Raw genomic sequence first — 16,383 nt, forward strand, 5'->3', positions numbered from 1 at the left:
CGAAGGTGACTATACCTGTAACCTGATCGTAGACGCCGCCGTCGGAGGGGATGACTCCTGTTAAGTCGGGAAGGATGGTGTCGGTAATGGTGACGTTTTCCGCTGTGCTTGGGCCGTTGTTGACTGTCGAAATTGTGTAAGTAACTATTTCACCCGGTGCTGCAGCCGCAGTCCCGGTTTTGGTGGTAACAACGTCGGCACTAGGTGTGAGAGTTGTGGTGACTGTAGATGCGTTGTTGCCTGGAGTGGGGTCAGCGGTAGTTGAGGTACTTCTGGCGGTGTTGGTGACGCTGCCGGATGCAGGTGCGATGAAGCGGACTGTGTTGTTGACGGTGACACCGCTGGCTAAGCTGGGAACGGGCGCGAAGGTGACTATACCTGTAACCTGATCGTAGACGCCGCCGTCGGAGGGGATGACTCCTGTTAAGTCGGGAAGGATGCTGTCAGTAATTGTGATGTTTTCGGCTGTGCTTGGGCCGTTGTTGACTGTGGAAATTGTGTAAGTAACTACTTCACCCGGTGCTGCTGCCGCAGTCCCGGTTTTGGTGGTAACAACGTCGGCACTAGGTGTCAGAGTTGTGGTGAAGGTAGCCAGCGGATCAGTACCGTTGTTGTTTTCAGGAAAAGGATCGGGGGTAGCTGAGGTACTTCTGGCGGTGTTGCTGACGCTGCCGGATGCAGGTGCGATGAAGCTGACTGTGTTGATGGCAGGAGGAGCACCGGAAGGCAAGCTGGGAATCGCTGGGAAGGTGACAATCCCAGTCTCTGCATTGTAAACAGCCTCGTTGGGTAGACTAACTATATTTAAACCGGGAACAATGCTGTCGGTAACGGTGACGTTTGTGGCTGTGCTTGGCCCGTTGTTGACTGTGGAAATTATGTAAGTAACTGTTTCACCCGGTGCTGCAGCCGCAGTCCCGGTTTTGGTGGTAACAACGTCGGCAAGAGCAGCAACAATTGTAGTTGAGACTTGAGAGATGGGTTGGGAACTATTGTTGTTAGCTAGATTTGGGTCGAAAGTGCTGGATGTGCTATAGGCAGTGTTAGTTAAGGGAGCTGTGACTGTTGGGGAAACTGTGGCTGTGATGGTGCGGGTTTGGCTAGCACCGTTAGCCAGAGTCGGAATCACCGGCCAGATGACCGTCCTCGTTGTGGGATTGTATGTGGCGAGGTCGGAGGCGCTGACGAAACTTAAGCCTGCAGGCAGGGGATCTTGAATCAGGACGCTTTCGGCGCTGTCTGGCCCGTTATTTGTGGAGGTAATCGTATAGGTAATGGTGCTGTTGGGTGTGGCGAACAGCGGGCCTTTTTTAACAATGGAAACGTCGGCGCGGAGTGCAGGCTCATCTATACTTTGGACGATGACATTGTTAACTTCGTGAATGTTTGTGTTTCCCCCTGTCGAAGCAGCAAAGCCAAATTTAAAAGTACGTGGCACTTCTCCGTTTAGGGCTTCCAAATTTGGTATGTCGATCGGTGTTTCGCCCGCATCATTAAAGTCGCCGTCGCCGGTCAAATCGAAGGCAACTGTAAGACGATGGTTAGGTGTTGCTGAACTCGTCGGGAATAATGTAATTTGGACGCTTCTTTTAGTATTAGGAGTAGTGCGACTGGGCGCCATTGTATTATCTATACCAATGGCAATGGGAGTGCTAGTTAAAAATTTATAAGATGTGTTTTCGCTGCCTCTAATTCCTAATGAATCCGGCCTCTGCCCCGGGCCGCCCACACGCCCTCCCGATCCTGATTGACTGGCAGAAAAAAAGCCAAACTCGTCTAATCCGATACCTAAATAACCTCCTTTAATACCCGGTACAATTCCATCCCTATTATTCTGAGCATAGCCGAGAGAGCCGCCAAAGCCTCCCGCTTGTGTTGGCGTAGCTGTTCCGTCAATGAGGAAAAAACTAATGCCATCCGCACCAAGGAGCTCACCATTCGGATCAGGGACAGTACCTCTGTTATAGGCAAAGAAATCAAAGGTAATTCTCAGACCCTCAGTGGCGGAGATGGGGTTGTTGTAGATTACAAAAGCTGCTTGGTCAAAGGCGTTTGATGTTAATCTCAAAGCACCTGTTCCGGGTGTATCGCCAATCCCTAAAGCGGGAATAACGCCGCTGGGATTAGCAGGGCCTGCCGTTAAGCCTGGTAGAGCCGATGTGCCAGCAATTCCATATATCCAAGGCCCGATCGCGGTTGAATTTTTAAATTCTTCAGCCGCTAAGGTAGCCAGGACTGATGTGTAGCCTTCTAGGACTTCTTTTTCAAAGGCTATTTCGGTATTTATTTGTCCTGTAGTAATTTCTAATTCCCAGTCGCCGCCTAATGCTGCACTCCCTGTTAGATTGTTGGAAGCTGCAACATTTGCTCCTGTTATTTGGCTGAGTTTTTGTATGAATTTTAGACCAGATTCCCCTGCGCCTGTGTTGCAACTTAACAGCAGAATACTACCTGTTTCGTTGAGAGCTTTACCCCACTGCTGCAATTGGCTGGAATAGGTTTCTATATTGTGAATATTGAGTTCTGCCCGGCCGATTTCTACTGATGCTGATGCGCCGTGAGCAACTATTTGAATGCTGTTGAGGCTGTGCCTTGATGCTGTTATTTCGGCAATTTGTTCGATTCCATCCCGGAATCTATCGAGCAGGATTACTTCTGTATTGCTTTTCACTCCCCTGAGCAACTCTTGGTAGTTTTCTACTTTTGAATCCACAATCGCTAGATTTTTTCGGCTAGCCGTCTCTGCTTTATGGCTAGCTTGTCTCAAGATTTTAGTTTCCATGTTGGTAGATTTCCGTGCTTGTGTAGATGACAAAATTGACAGATTTGGGATGGTTCTTATTGTTGGTTAATTTGGTTGCTAAATCTAAGCTACCCCTTTTCATAGAGGATGATAAACTTTGCAGTATAAAGTTTTGAAAAATATTTTTTTTAGGATATATAATATTTTCCTGTATTTGTTATTTGTGATGTTAGGCAATCATTAGAGAGGAATTGCAGCGATCGCCCTTGGATGTCCTGATGCGACCGATCGCTGCCAATCATAACATGAATAAGGGGTCACAGCCTTCATATTAGCCAAAACCCTCTATTTTTGGGAAAAATGATATCAGGTCTAACGTTAGTTACATGGTAAATTACTTACGGATTTATCAGTACAAGGGGTCTGACCCCTCATGCCGCTTTTCTGAGTCTGGTGATATCGAGGCTGGCTCAGGATCGCGAATTAAATAACTTACAATTTTAATTGTTATTGTGGGATGGGCCTGAAAGCCCGTCATGAGTGGACGGGCTATAAGAGCCCATCCCACTTTCAAGAGTGGAAGTTATTTAATTCTCATTCCTCAGACAGCTTGAACTGTAAATATACTGAAAATATTAATTGCCTAAAAATTGGCAGATTTTGACTTTGAGGTGCGATCGCTCTTGAAAGTTGAGAGTACGGCATTTCTAGAGATTTATACTTATACTACTTTGGGGTGCAGTAAACTCACAGCCATGTAATAATAGCAACTTAAAGCTACAAAATTTAACAAAAAAACCTTGACAAATTATATATGTTAATACCAGGATTGCGGTGACAAAAAAGAACGATCGCCCTTGAATTCAAAAAGTACGATCGTCCTTTACACTCTGTTTATATCTAAATCATCAAACTGCGTCGATCGCACCCTCTAACGCCGCTTGCTAAGCGTCAATATCGAGTTCCCGCACTAAAAAAGCCCATTCATCAGCCAATTCTTCAATCACTTTCGCAGTGGGTTTGCCGGCACCGTGTCCCGCTTTCGTTTCAATCCGAATTAACACGGGATTTTCTCCCGCGTGGGTTTCTTGCAAAGCAGAAGCAAACTTGAAACTGTGGGCCGGAACCACGCGATCGTCGTGATCGGCAGTTGTAATCATTGTCGCTGGATAAGCCGTTCCCGGTTTGAGATTGTGCAAGGGAGAATAGCCGTGAATTGTGGGAAATTCTTCGGGATTTTCCGGCGAACCGTATTCAGAAGTCCAAGCCCAACCAATGGTAAATTTGTGGAAGCGCAACATATCAAAAACGCCGACTGCCGGCAGCGCTGCACCGAACAATTCCGGCCGCTGAGTCATGCAAGCCCCTACTAATAAACCGCCATTACTACCGCCTGCGATCGCCAATTTAGCCGATTTGGTGTACTTGTTTTCTATCAACCATTCAGCGCCAGCTATAAAGTCATCAAACACGTTTTGCTTGTTCAACTTTTTGCCTGCTTCGTGCCATGATTCGCCGTACTCGCCGCCTCCCCGCAAACAGGCGATCGCATAAACTCCACCCATCTCTAACCACACTATCCTGCTAACAGAAAAACTCGGAGTTAGCGAGATACCAAAACCACCGTATCCGTAAAGGTAGGTGGGATTATTGCCATCCAACTGCAAGCCTTTCTTGTGGGTGATAAACATGGGTACTTGCGTACCGTCTTTGCTTGGGTAAAATACTTGTTTTGTTTCGTAATCGTCTGGATTAAAATCGACATTTGGTTGGCGATAAATCGTACTTTCATCCGTCACCATATTGTAGTGATAGATGATGTTAGGTGCGGTGAAACTGGTGTAAGCATAAAAAGTTTCGGTGTCGTGCCGCTTGCCGCTGAATCCTCCCGCCGAACCGATTCCGGGCAAGGCAACTTCTCGCACGAAAGAGCCATCTAAGTTGAAAATTTTAATCTGGGTGTAGGCGTCTTTCAAGTAGGAAGCGACAAATTGATTGTTCAGGAGGCCTATGCCTTCGAGGGTTTCTGCTGCTTCGGGGATAATTTCTGTGAACCCCCCCTCTCTGGGCGACGGGGGAGTTTCATCACCAGCGAGGGATGAGGGAGGTGGGTTGTTGGTGTCGATCGCAATTACGCGGCCCAGCGGTGCATTTAAGTTTGTTTGAAACCAGAAAATAGAGCCCTCATTGTCGATGAAACTGTACTCAGCCTCGAATTCGCTAATCAGTTCTACAACGGTTGATTCCGGTGCAGTTAAATCCTTGTAGAAAATCAAGTTTTTGGTTTCAGTTCCCTGCCAAACAGAGATAATCAAGTATTTGCCATCTTCGGTGACGCCGCCGCTAAATCCCCACTCTTTTTGGTCGGGTCGCTCGTAGATTAATACGTCTTCAGATTGGGGCGTGCCGATTTGGTGGTAAAACAGTTTTTGGTAATAGTTAACTTCTTCGTGCTTGCTTTTTTCGTTGGGTTCGTCGTAGCGACTATAAAAAAAGCCTTTGCCGTCGTGAGTCCAGGATGCTCCTGAGAATTTAATCCACTTTAAATGGTCTGATAAATCTTCGCCGGTTGCCACATCACGGACTTTCCATTCCTGCCAGTCGGAACCGGAATTTGACAAGCCGTAGGCCATGTATTTGCCGTCTTCGCTGATAGCTATTCCACCCAGAGCAACGGTTCCATCTTCGGAGAGAGTGTTGGGATCAATTAATACTTTGGGTTCGCTGTCGAGGGATGTTAAAGTATAGAGTACAGATTGATTTTGCAGGCCGTCATTCTTGTAGTAGAAATAGCGCTCGCCTTCTTTGAAAGGTATGCCGTATTTCTCGTAATCCCAAAGTTGAGTTAGGCGCTGTTTGATTTTTTCCCGCGCCGGAATTTCGTTGAGGTAGGCAAAAGTGACTGCGTTTTGGGCTTCCACCCAAGCTTGGGTTTCCTCAGAGTCGGGATTTTCCAGCCATCTGTAGGGGTCGGATACTTTGACGCCGTGGTAGTCGTCTGTTTGGTCGATTTTGCGGGTTGTGGGGTAGCTTAAAGGTCGATCGAATTTGGTCATGATTTTTTACTACTATCGGTAACTTTGTCCAGTTTACCCTTTCGCGGCAGTGACAGGGGAGAGTAGCTCAATTTGGGATTTGAAATTTTATCCTAAATCTGGGTTAAATAAGTCAACAACGGCTCAAAAAACAGAAGACCAAAACCCCGACTTCGCAGAACTTGTCGGCGTTATAATAAAGGATTATTGAAAAACCAATATCGTCAACTAATGAGATATATTAATCTTGTTTTAAGAGCAAAATAGCGATTTTAAATAATGACTACATTCCTCCCGACCTATTTGCTAAGAAATACCTAAAATAATTGTTATCGCATCTCTAATAAGGAATGAGAATTAAATAACTTCCACTCTTGAAAGTGGGATGGGCGTCCCGCCCGTCTTTTTTGGACGGGCGGGACGCCCATCCCACAATAACAATTAAAATTGTAAGTTATTTAATTCGCGATCCTAATCCAACTCCCTCCTTCCTTCCAAAGCACGAGCCAATGTAACCTCATCGGCATATTCCAAATCTCCCCCCATCGGCAAACCAAAAGCTATGCGCGTCACTAGGGTAAAAGGTTTTAATAAGTGACCGATATAAAGAGTAGTAGTTTCGCCTTCCACGCTGGGACTAATAGCAATAATTACTTCCTTAACCTTTTGCTGGCTGACGCGCCGCACTAACGGTTGAATGTTCAATTGTTCCGGGCCAATTCCATCCATCGGCGAGATAACGCCGCCAACAACGTGATATTTACCCATGTATTCCCGCGTTTTTTCTAAAGCGATTACGTCGCGAGATTCTGACACTACACAAATGGTATGAGTGTCGCGGTTGGGATTGCGGCAAATTTCGCAAACAGGGTCAGCAGATAAGTGAAAGCATACTTGACAGAAACCTACTTGCTGTTTGGCATCAATCAAAGATTTAGCTAGGGCTTGCACTTCTTCTTCCGGCCTCTTCAAAATATGTAAAGCGAGCCGCTGGGCTGTTTTTGGGCCGACTCCTGGCAAGCGCTGCAATTGTTCGATTAAACGAGCTAAAGGTCGAGTGTACATTAAAAATTGGCGGTAATTGGTAATATCATTTCTAGTTGATTCGCGATCGTATACAGCACTTTCCAGGTAAGTGAAGTACAGAGAAACCGGGTTTCTTGAATAAAACCGGTTTCTGGCGAGAAATCCAGAAGAAACCCGGTTTCTGGGGTGTACTTTATAAACCTGGAATCCGCTGTAATTTGCGCGATGTAGGGGCGGGTTTTACCAAACATCTATGTTTAAAACTAAGTATATCATAAACCCGCCCCGCCCATACACTGAGGAATATTGACTAATTTACCCTCCACTAATTTTAGCTTTGTAGCCTAACTTTGTGATAATTTCTAGCAGCTTTTGCTTGTGTTCGCCTTGAATTTCGATTTCATTATCTTTGACTGTGCCGCCAGTACCGCATTGGGCTTTTAGCTGCTTGGCTAAAGTTGCTAATGTTTCGGGTTTTTCCTGAAAGCCGCTGATGATTGTAACTGTTTTGCCGCCGCGTCCTTTTCGGGATGCTTCGATTTTGAGGTTTTGTTGATTGGGGGGAACTTCGGCAACTCCCCGTTGGAGGGCGGCCGAGTTGTCAACGTTGCCAAACTCGGAGTAAACTATTCGTTTGCCCTCGGTTGTTTTGCTGTCATAATCTTTGCGTTTGGATGCTGCCATAGGTTAAGATGCTTGAACTTTTTTTAGTGGTATTTCTAGTTTTAGCGGATTGGGGTATGGTTGCGATCGCTCGGAATGCGATCCCATCTTCTACTTATTGTATTAGCCCGTCAATCGATTTTAGATTTTAGATTTTAGATTTTAGATTGAAGGATTGAAGGATTGAAGGATTGACCCCGCGGATAGATTCGGGGGGTAAGTTTCTCGGATACAGGTTTTTTATTTCTGGACGGATGAATCGCGTGGCGGGTATCCTGGATGCTTGATTGTCAAGCGTTCAAGGAATTATAATGAAATTTGTTCGATCGCCTCAAGCCCACAAGCAATTTGGTACGATCGACATCAAGCCTCTAGCTTACCCGCCAATCTAAAAAATCTAAAATCTAAAATCTAAAATCAAATGACTGTTACCCCCCTGCATCTCACCACCGAAACCACCGAAACCACCACTCAACGCCCCGACTCCCTCGGCAGATTTGGTCAATTCGGCGGCAAATACGTCCCCGAAACCCTGATGCCGGCTTTATTTGAACTAGAAGCGGCTTTCCACAAATACCGCAGCGAACCGGAATTTCAAGAGCAACTCCAACAACTGCTCAAAGATTATGTCGGCCGCCCCAGCCCTTTGTATTTCGCCGAACGCCTCACCGAACACTACGCTAAAGCAGACGGAACTGGCCCGCAAATTTACCTCAAACGCGAAGATTTAAACCACACGGGAGCTCACAAAATTAACAACGCTTTAGCTCAAGCATTGCTGGCAAAACGCATGGGCAAAAAGCGGGTAATTGCTGAAACTGGTGCCGGTCAACACGGCGTTGCTACTGCCACTGTTTGCGCTCGTTTCGGTATAGAATGCGTTGTCTACATGGGCGTTCACGACATGGAAAGACAGGCTTTAAATGTGTTTAGAATGCGCTTGATGGGATCCGAAGTGCGGCCCGTGGCTGCGGGTACGGGAACGCTGAAAGATGCGACTTCGGAAGCGATTCGCGACTGGGTGACAAATGTCGAAACAACTCATTACATTCTCGGTTCCGTGGCGGGCCCCCATCCTTACCCGATGATGGTGCGCGATTTCCATGCGATAATCGGTGAAGAAACGCGCGCTCAGTGTCAGGAAAAGTGGGGTGGTTTGCCGGATATTTTATTAGCTTGCGTCGGCGGCGGTTCTAATGCAATGGGTCTTTTTCACGAGTTTGTCGGGGAAGAAACTGTCAGATTGATTGGTATTGAAGCCGCAGGCGAAGGTGTGGAAACTGATAAACACGCTGCTACTTTGACTAAGGGAAGTGTGGGAGTTCTGCACGGGGCGATGAGTTATTTGCTGCAAGATAATGAGGGTCAAGTGATTGAGCCGCATTCGATTAGTGCGGGTTTGGATTATCCTGGTGTGGGGCCGGAACACAGTTATTTGAAGGATGCTGGTAGGGCTGAATATTACAGTGTTACTGATGCAGAAGCGCTGGAAGCTTTTCAGCGGCTTTCGCAGTTGGAGGGGATTATTCCGGCTTTGGAAACTTCTCACGCGATCGCCTATTTGGAGACTCTGTGCCCGCAGCTAACAGGCAATCCGCGCATTGTGCTTAATTGTTCCGGACGCGGCGATAAAGACGTGAACACTGTAGCGAAGGTTCTGAATATCTAGGTTAGCGGAATGTGGGGCGATCGCTCTGTAGGAATCGGTAACAATTAACTTTATTTCTCGTTTGATTTCATGTCCAAAGGTTTGATTTCGATTTGCTTGGGATTGTTGACAATCCTGCCTAAGTGTGACACTTCCATTCCTACGCGATCGCTGCCACAAACTCCCATGAATACTAATGTTGCTTCGAGTGCTATTACTGACTTAGAAAAAGCGGTTAACCAACAGATAAATAAATACCGAGCATCTAAAAAGTTGCCGCCGCTGAGTGTCGATCCGGAAATCACTCAGATAGCAAGAATTCACAGCGAAAATATGGCTAACGGTAAAGTCAGTTTTAGTCACGATGGATTTGAGGGGCGGGCGAAAGCAATTACGATTCCTTATCAAAGTGTAGCTGAAAATCTTGCTTACAATATGGGCTACAGTGACCCGGTACGCAATGCTGTTGAAGGTTGGATTAAAAGTGATGGCCACCGCAAAAATATGGAGGGTCAGTTTAATGTGACCGGTATTGGGGTTGCGAAAAATGCCAAAGGCGAGTATTATTTTACTCAGCTTTTTGTCCGCAGTCGATAATTTGAAGGAAGGCACGACACTGATTCGGACACGGATACACGGATTAATTATCGAGTGTGACGTAGATGCTGAAGTTAGAAGGAAGAGGGAAGAGAGAAGAGGGCAGTCAACAGTCAAAAGTCAACAGTCAAAAGTCAACATTCAAAAATTACTAATAATGGAATTTGCAGATTTTCAAGTGTGCGATGGTGATATTCCCGATTCTCTCTTATCTTATTATTTGACTGCGGAGGCGATCGCCGTTGATACGGAAACAATGGGTTTGCTACCTTGGCGCGATCGCTTGTGTTTGGTGCAGTTGTGCAATCCCGAAGGTAAAGTTGCAGTGGTGCGGATTGCCAAAGGCCAGACAGCAGCCCCGAATTTAAAGAAGTTAATGGAAGCCGAAAATATTGAGAAAGTATTTCATTTTGCGCGCTTTGATATGGCAACAATGCGTTACAATTTAAGTATTGACATTGCACCAGTTTTCTGCACCAAGCTAGCTAGTAAACTTGCTAGAACTTATACCAACAGACACGGATTGAAAGAATTAATTCTCGAACTCGAAAAGGTAGAACTAAATAAAACATCTCAAAGTTCCGACTGGGGAAATGCGACGAATCTTTCTGACGACCAACTAAATTATGCTGCTAATGATGTTCGCTATTTGCTGAGCGCTAAACAAAAGTTGACTGCTATGTTGCAGCGAGAAGAACGCTGGGAAATTGCACAGCAATGTTTTCAGTGTTTGCCAGTTTTTGTGAGTTTGGATTTATTGCAGTACAACAATGTTTTCGAGCACGGCTAATACCATTTTAGATTTTAGATTTTATATTTTAGATTGGGAATGAATGATGACTACCAGGGTTTAGATCGCGGGCATACAGTTGCATTATTTTTTTGAAATTGTATAATATTGTGTCATATTATGTCCGATCGATTGACCATAATATCCCGGCCGGGCGGGTTTTTGAGATTGTCAATTATTGGCAGATATTATTGGTGAACCCGCCCCTACCTGATTTCGGGCGAAGCGAAGCGGAGGGAATCGACCGGACTAGGTATCACCTCGCACAACTGCCATCAAATTGTTTTGTAGTGAAGACTTGAGTTATCATAAAACTCGCTTGGACTTGAGTCCTCACTACAAACGTAATTATTATTATTTGACCAGACTTGATGTGATATCAAATCCGGTAGCATCAGAATTATTCCTCTCTGTATTCTCTCCCTCTGCGTTCTGGAGCGCCCTCTGCGGTTAAATCATTCCGATAAAACCGGAAACGATATGAGTTAAAAAAAAAATCAAAACAGTGATCTATTGCTGATTATGGCTAATCGGGATTATGTTCGTGCAGCAAAGCTTCAATTTGGTCGTCAACATTTCTAATCACCTGTTCCAAAGCGGGCAACCCCTCTAAAGGCACAGGAGAAAGCCGAGTTCGATCGCGAATTTGATTCACTTTCCGCTGCAATTCTTCGGCCAGCCGCAGCGCGTCCCGACTCAAAGTAGACAACTGCTGCTGCTGGTAAAACCTCAAAGCTGCCCCCCGCAAAACTTGCAGAGTGGCTTCTTCCTTGCCACCCACCGTCATTACCCGCAAGCGCAACAGCAAATGAGTGTTTTGGTATATGCGCTCAACTTCGACTTGTTTGGCTTGTTCCACCGGGCCAACAGGCATATCCGTCAGCCGTTTCAACTCATCGATGACCTCTTGGAAAACCACGATATCGATACCTTCGAGCATCGATTTCAAAACGCCGTCTTGACTCCAAAGAATCCGGCCTTGGGACTGGTGCCGCTCAAAAAACAGGCGGCCGATACCCTCTCGCAGCACTCTACCGAGCAATTCTTCCAGCAGTTGGGGCGCGGGCAAAGTTGCCAAAACTTCGACTGGGCTTGACAAGTGCAAGGCCTCGACATTCAAAACCGATACCTGTGTCGGTGTCGGGGGCACCTCAGCGCTAGCAGGTTTAAACCGCTCAGGAGCGGGCCTTGAGGGTTCTGGCACAGACAGCAGCGTTGCTGCATTGGGGCCTGAAGTTGCTGATGGGGGATTTTTGGGTTTTGGGGCTGCGGCGGTTTCTGTCTGGCTGGGTTCTCGGAGCTGGTTGCCGTGCAGCAAGTAAGCTGAGAGCATCGAGCGCTGAGTTTCCGAGGCAATTGGCTCTGTTGTGACTGAGCAATTCATGTAAGCTAAAATCCGCTGCACGTAGTCCAAGGCGGAGTCATCTTGGGCATCGACTACGCCCAATTTAAATAGATTACCTTCTAGAGATAAAGGCAAAACTTGATAATAAAGGCAAGCTTCAAAGGGGACAACTGTGTCGATTAGGTGAAATATTCGATCAGAGTCCATTGTAGCTGCCGAGTGTGTTGAAGATGTATATACCATTAGCTGCTTTGTAGTTGGAAGCGCGATCGAGCGCGACGCACCAACCTGATGCGATAAAATTAAACGCTGCAACTTCCCTGACGGAGGAAGTGGCCTAACAACCGGAAGCTTTTATTAAATAAAAATCCTTAGTCCCAGAATTTTCTCCCTGCTGTATTGCAGCCTCAAATTCTACCAAAAGATTGAGAGCTAGATGATGACTAGCGCAGTCTAGACCCACTATCATCGATCGCCCGAGATTGATGCCCGTGGCTGGCAACAATAGAATTATGTCTTTAATGCACAAGTATTAGAGATGCACCACAACCGATGATTTACGGGCAACCGCTGAATTTAGGATTGGTTAAAAAATCCTCAAAAGTCGATCGTGCTGCTAGTATCTTACCTCAGAGAGTGGGCTGCGATCGTCTCGGAGCGCGATCGTCATTCGATTTTAGATTTTAGATTTTAGATTTTGGATTGACTTGCGCGAGATAAATTCGGGGGCTTGAGGAGTTGAGATTTTCGATTTTGGATTGATTTGCGCGAGATAAATCACGTAGCGGCTACGATCGAGAAACTCGCTTGTCACGGCAGCGCTACAACATCCCGATCGAGCTAACCTGATTGGACACAAGGGGCATCGCGCGGTTTTCCACGGGGAAACTCGCAGTAATCTGTGGCTGTGCGGGAATTGATTTGTAGCGCGGATTCTGAAAAATGCTACCGCCAATTAACAATTAGCAATTGCCCGCCACCCATTACCAATCTACTCGTTGCGGAGCGATTGAGCTGCTAAATAGAGTTTGCTCCACTCGCCGATGACTTGATTGGTTTTCAGCTTTAATTCAGATGCGATCGTCTCTACACTTTTCCCAGCTTTCAGCGATTCTACCAACTGCCGCTGCACCGGCGTGAGGTCTTGTAAATATTGCTGCCACTGGGCGGGAGTCAAGCCCAAACTGTGTTCTTGGAGCGAAGTTTCCAGCCAGTTGGCGACTAATTCCGGTGCTTGTTTGACCGCAAAAACCCGAATCGCGTGGTAACTGACTTTTTCTCGCAAGCGGTAAATTTGCTTGATCGGAACCTTCAACTCCTCGGCAATTGCCTCTTGGGAACGACCTTGCAGGTAAAGCTGCAGCCACCGAGAAGCCAGCGGATCGACTTCAGCAGCCAAGTAATTCTCAAATTCTTGTTGGACAATCTGCCGCTGAGTTTGCTGCTCTTCCCAAGCTTGATTTTCTCGATACTCGGACATCGCCTGTTCGTCTAGCAGACTAAGCGGTTCGTCTGTATCGTCGGGTAGAACCTGTTCCGACACCAGCCGCACCCAGTCTCCCGCAGGCACTTGGGTCAACCCGCCCCGCTGGGCACGCCGCAGGTAGTTGACAAAACGGTACACCAGCAGCGGCTGGTTGCGGATCGGCCGCAAGCAGTATTCTTCTGTGCTCGCTAGCAGCAAAGCATTTCGGAGGCGTCTGTCTGAGGTGCATTCGGCAATCCAGGCGACTTGCTGCTGCAGGTAGCGATCGGAATTGAGCATTTCCTGAATCACTTCTTGCAGTACCTCCACCGCACTCCGCTGTCTGTCGCGACTCAGGGAAACCCACGCTTGGATTTTTTGCCGGAGCACAACCAAACCGCCCAGCCGCCCGATCAAGTTGCGGTAAGCTTTTTCTGGCGGTACTCCCAGATACCGAGAAATCAAAATTCGATATAAAAAGTCGATCGCCCCAGAGGCGACAGACAATTGAGTTGGGCTAAGAGTGTCAAATCTTTCGGGCTTGTCTCCCAACAGCCAGCGGACAACACTCTCGCGGGTGCTAGAATTTTCGTCCGGGCAATCTTGTTCAAGTCGTGACTTCCAATCTTGTGCCAGTCTTTCCGCCAAGGTCATGAGCTGTTGAGCTATTTGTCTTTCACCCCCGATTTTACGTGGTATCCTGGATTTTTGAGTATTTTTCAGATATTTCAGATATACGATCGCGCGATCGGATAAATTACCTTAAATTACCCTAAACAAAATTCCATTACGGTGCGATATGCCTAACTTTTTATTAGAACTCGGTACAGAAGAATTGCCCGCATCTTTTGTCAAAGGCAGCGTCGAGCAGTGGCAGCGACTGGTACCTGCAACTCTGGCAGAAGCATCCTTGACAAATGACTCAATTAATGTATACGCTACTCCGAGGCGTTTGGCCGTTCTCGTGAAAGGACTGCCAGTTCAGCAATTAGACAGAGAAGAAGAGGTAAAAGGGCCACCCGCGAGTTCGGCTTTTAAAGATGGCAAACCGACGAAAGCAGCCGAAGGTTTTGCGAAAAAGCAGGGCGTAGAAATTGATGCGTTGGAAGTTCGCGCTACCGATAAAGGCGATTTTGTGTTTGTGCTCAAAAAGATTCCGGGGCGGATGAGTGCGGATATTTTGACAGAACTTGTGCCGCAGTGGATTAATAAGTTAGAAGGCAAAAGATTTATGCGGTGGGCCGACGGAGATTTGAAATTTCCGCGCCCGATTCGATCGATCGTGGCGCTGTTAGATGATACTGTACTGCCAATTACATTGGTGAGCGGTTCGGATACGGTCAAGAGCGATCGAATTTCCCAAGGACACCGGGTGTTATACACCCCCCCTACACCCCTGGGAGGGGTCTCCATTCCCCAAGCCGAGGATTATGTCGAGTGTCTGCGGGCTGCTTGCGTTGAGGTCGATCGAACCCAGCGCAAAAATCAAATTAAAGCACAAGTAGAAGCCGCAGCGACAAAACAAGGCGGTTACGCCGACATTACCGAAGATTTGTTAGAAGAAGTCACCGACTTAGTAGAATGGCCGAACGCAGTTGTCGGCAAATTTGACGAGGAATTTTTGATATTGCCGCCGGAAGTAATCACCACAATTATTGTTACAAACCAGCGGTATTTTCCCATCCTCAAAAGCCCCGATTATCCAGAACTTCTGCCCTATTTCATTACAATTTCTAACGGAGATCCCGCTAAAGCCGCGATTATTGCCGCCGGTAACGAGCGAGTAGTGCGGGCGAGATTGGCAGACGGTCAGTTTTTCTACAAAGCAGACTTGGCAAAGCCTCTAGAGGATTATTTGCCCAAGTTGGAAACAGTAACTTTCCAGGAAGATTTAGGGACTGTGCGCGCCAAGGTCGATCGCCTGTGCAAGATTGCCAGTCTCATCACCAATCAACTGCAAATCACAGAGGAAGAGCAAGCTGATGTAGCAAGAGCCGCCTTACTTTGCAAAGCCGACCTCGTAACCCAAATGGTTTACGAACTTCCCGAAATGCAAGGAATCATGGGGCAGAAATACGCCTTAGCAAGTGGCGAATCGGAAACAGTAGCCACAGCGATTTTTGAACATTATTTGCCCAAAGGTGCGGGCGACAATTTGCCCCAAACTCTGACAGGTCAAATTGTCGCCATAGCAGACAAATTAGATACATTAGTCAGCATCTTCGGCTTGGGAATGTTGCCGACTGGTTCATCCGATCCCTTCGCTTTGCGTCGCGCAGCCAATGCAATAACTAACATTATTTTGGCGGCTCAGTTGCCACTCAACTTGCACAACTTGCTCGCAGAAGTTGTCGCAGAATTTACCGCAGCGCGCCCCGAAACACCAGCCGAGTTGCTAGATCAGTTATACGATTTTTTCTTGCAAAGAATTCGGACTTTGTTGCAAGAAGAAAAGAATGTAGATTACGATTTGGTAAATGCAGTTTTGGGAGAAAACGACCCAGAATATACTGAACGAGCATTGAGAGATTTGTTGGACGCACTGGAAAGAGCACTTTTCCTACAACAAATCCGCAATAACCAGACTTTGGATCGGATTTACGAAACCGTCAACCGTTCAACTCGTTTGGCGGCTCAAGGTGATTTGGATAAAATACAATTGGAACCGAAAGCGGCGGTGAAACCGGAGTTATTTCAAAAGTCGTCTGAACAAGCTTTCTACGATGCCGTAGTGCAGTTAGTGCCGCAAACGCAGCTATCCAAACAAACTCGGAATTACCAGCAATTAGTAGATAGTTTGACTGAGATTGCTCCAACTGTCAGCAACTTTTTCGACGGGCCAGAAAGCGTTTTGGTGATGGATTCTGACCCCGAAATTAAGCGCAATCGGTTGAATTTACTGGGTTTGCTGCGGAATCACGCGCGGGTGTTGGCTGACTTTGGGGCGATCGTCAATCGATTTTAGATTTGAGATTTTAGATTTTAGATTGCCGTCAAAGGTTTTGATGTAATATCAAATCCATTGGTATCGGAATTATTCATTTCTATCTTCTCTCTTCTCCTCCTCTGTG

General features: G+C 46.7%; 11 protein-coding genes. 5 read left to right on the forward strand and 6 right to left on the reverse strand.

Annotation, left to right across the window (positions count from 1 at the left end; genetic code table 11):
- The 4 genes from QUB39_RS22075 to QUB39_RS22090 form a co-directional block, all read right to left on the reverse strand.
- Positions 1-2,782 (reverse strand): DUF4347 domain-containing protein (locus tag QUB39_RS22075; protein ID WP_333210934.1); only part of this gene is annotated, 2,782 nt, incomplete at its 3' end.
- 905 nt (positions 2,783-3,687) lie between these two features.
- Complete coding sequence (locus QUB39_RS22080) at positions 3,688-5,799, reverse strand: prolyl oligopeptidase family serine peptidase (RefSeq protein WP_333210936.1); 2,112 nt, start codon at positions 5,797-5,799, stop codon at positions 3,688-3,690.
- 450 nt (positions 5,800-6,249) lie between these two features.
- Positions 6,250-6,843: a recombination mediator RecR gene (gene recR, locus QUB39_RS22085; protein ID WP_333051368.1), complete on the reverse strand. Its 594-nt coding sequence runs from the start codon at positions 6,841-6,843 to the stop codon at positions 6,250-6,252.
- Between the two features lie 276 nt (positions 6,844-7,119).
- Positions 7,120-7,488: a translation initiation factor gene (locus QUB39_RS22090; RefSeq protein WP_333210938.1), complete on the reverse strand. Its 369-nt coding sequence runs from the start codon at positions 7,486-7,488 to the stop codon at positions 7,120-7,122.
- A 400-nt stretch (positions 7,489-7,888) separates the two neighbouring features.
- Here QUB39_RS22090 and trpB point away from each other — a divergent pair, with 400 nt between their 5' ends.
- The 3 genes from trpB to QUB39_RS22105 all read left to right on the forward strand — a co-directional run bounded on the left by trpB (position 7,889) and on the right by QUB39_RS22105 (position 10,502).
- Positions 7,889-9,136: a tryptophan synthase subunit beta gene (gene trpB / locus QUB39_RS22095; RefSeq protein WP_333210940.1), complete on the forward strand. Its 1,248-nt coding sequence runs from the start codon at positions 7,889-7,891 to the stop codon at positions 9,134-9,136.
- A 69-nt stretch (positions 9,137-9,205) separates the two neighbouring features.
- Positions 9,206-9,712 (forward strand): CAP domain-containing protein, encoded by a 507-nt coding sequence (locus QUB39_RS22100; protein ID WP_333051374.1) that lies wholly within the window; start codon positions 9,206-9,208, stop codon positions 9,710-9,712.
- A gap of 157 nt (positions 9,713-9,869) precedes the next feature.
- Positions 9,870-10,502, forward strand: a complete 633-nt coding sequence (locus tag QUB39_RS22105) for a ribonuclease D (protein WP_333051816.1) — start codon at positions 9,870-9,872, stop codon at positions 10,500-10,502.
- 526 nt (positions 10,503-11,028) lie between these two features.
- On the opposite strand, the gene QUB39_RS22110 is transcribed toward QUB39_RS22105, so the two are convergent.
- Positions 11,029-12,054, reverse strand: coding sequence for a hypothetical protein (locus tag QUB39_RS22110; protein ID WP_333485162.1), 1,026 nt, complete (start codon positions 12,052-12,054; stop codon positions 11,029-11,031).
- 345 nt (positions 12,055-12,399) lie between these two features.
- Here QUB39_RS22110 and QUB39_RS22115 point away from each other — a divergent pair, with 345 nt between their 5' ends.
- Positions 12,400-12,534, forward strand: a complete 135-nt coding sequence (locus tag QUB39_RS22115) for a hypothetical protein (protein WP_333272522.1) — start codon at positions 12,400-12,402, stop codon at positions 12,532-12,534.
- 304 nt (positions 12,535-12,838) lie between these two features.
- Here QUB39_RS22115 and QUB39_RS22120 read toward each other — a convergent pair whose 3' ends face one another.
- Complete coding sequence (locus QUB39_RS22120) at positions 12,839-13,966, reverse strand: HetZ-related protein 2 (RefSeq protein WP_333051377.1); 1,128 nt, start codon at positions 13,964-13,966, stop codon at positions 12,839-12,841.
- Between the two features lie 145 nt (positions 13,967-14,111).
- On the opposite strand from QUB39_RS22120, the gene glyS reads away from it, so the two are divergent.
- On the forward strand, positions 14,112-16,277 hold the full coding sequence (glyS, locus tag QUB39_RS22125) for a glycine--tRNA ligase subunit beta (RefSeq protein ID WP_333051379.1): 2,166 nt from the start codon (positions 14,112-14,114) through the stop codon (positions 16,275-16,277).
- Positions 16,278-16,383 lie beyond the last annotated feature (106 nt).

Origin of the sequence: Microcoleus sp. AT8-B5 (genome assembly GCF_036705565.1) — a bacterium.
GTDB lineage: Bacteria > Cyanobacteriota > Cyanobacteriia > Cyanobacteriales > Microcoleaceae > Microcoleus.

Bases quoted from the DNA above. Each gene is read 5' to 3' on its own strand.
- QUB39_RS22110 (WP_333485162.1), bottom strand. From the start codon at position 12,054: ATGGACTCTGATCGAATATTTCACCTAATCGACACAGTTGTCCCCTTT.
- QUB39_RS22090 (WP_333210938.1), bottom strand. From the start codon at position 7,488: ATGGCAGCATCCAAACGCAAAGATTATGACAGCAAAACAACCGAGGGC.
- QUB39_RS22105 (WP_333051816.1), top strand. From the start codon at position 9,870: ATGGAATTTGCAGATTTTCAAGTGTGCGATGGTGATATTCCCGATTCT.
- recR (WP_333051368.1), bottom strand. From the start codon at position 6,843: ATGTACACTCGACCTTTAGCTCGTTTAATCGAACAATTGCAGCGCTTG.
- glyS (WP_333051379.1), top strand. From the start codon at position 14,112: ATGCCTAACTTTTTATTAGAACTCGGTACAGAAGAATTGCCCGCATCT.
- QUB39_RS22080 (WP_333210936.1), bottom strand. From the start codon at position 5,799: ATGACCAAATTCGATCGACCTTTAAGCTACCCCACAACCCGCAAAATC.
- trpB (WP_333210940.1), top strand. From the start codon at position 7,889: ATGACTGTTACCCCCCTGCATCTCACCACCGAAACCACCGAAACCACC.
- QUB39_RS22115 (WP_333272522.1), top strand. From the start codon at position 12,400: ATGATTTACGGGCAACCGCTGAATTTAGGATTGGTTAAAAAATCCTCA.
- QUB39_RS22100 (WP_333051374.1), top strand. From the start codon at position 9,206: ATGTCCAAAGGTTTGATTTCGATTTGCTTGGGATTGTTGACAATCCTG.
- QUB39_RS22120 (WP_333051377.1), bottom strand. From the start codon at position 13,966: ATGACCTTGGCGGAAAGACTGGCACAAGATTGGAAGTCACGACTTGAA.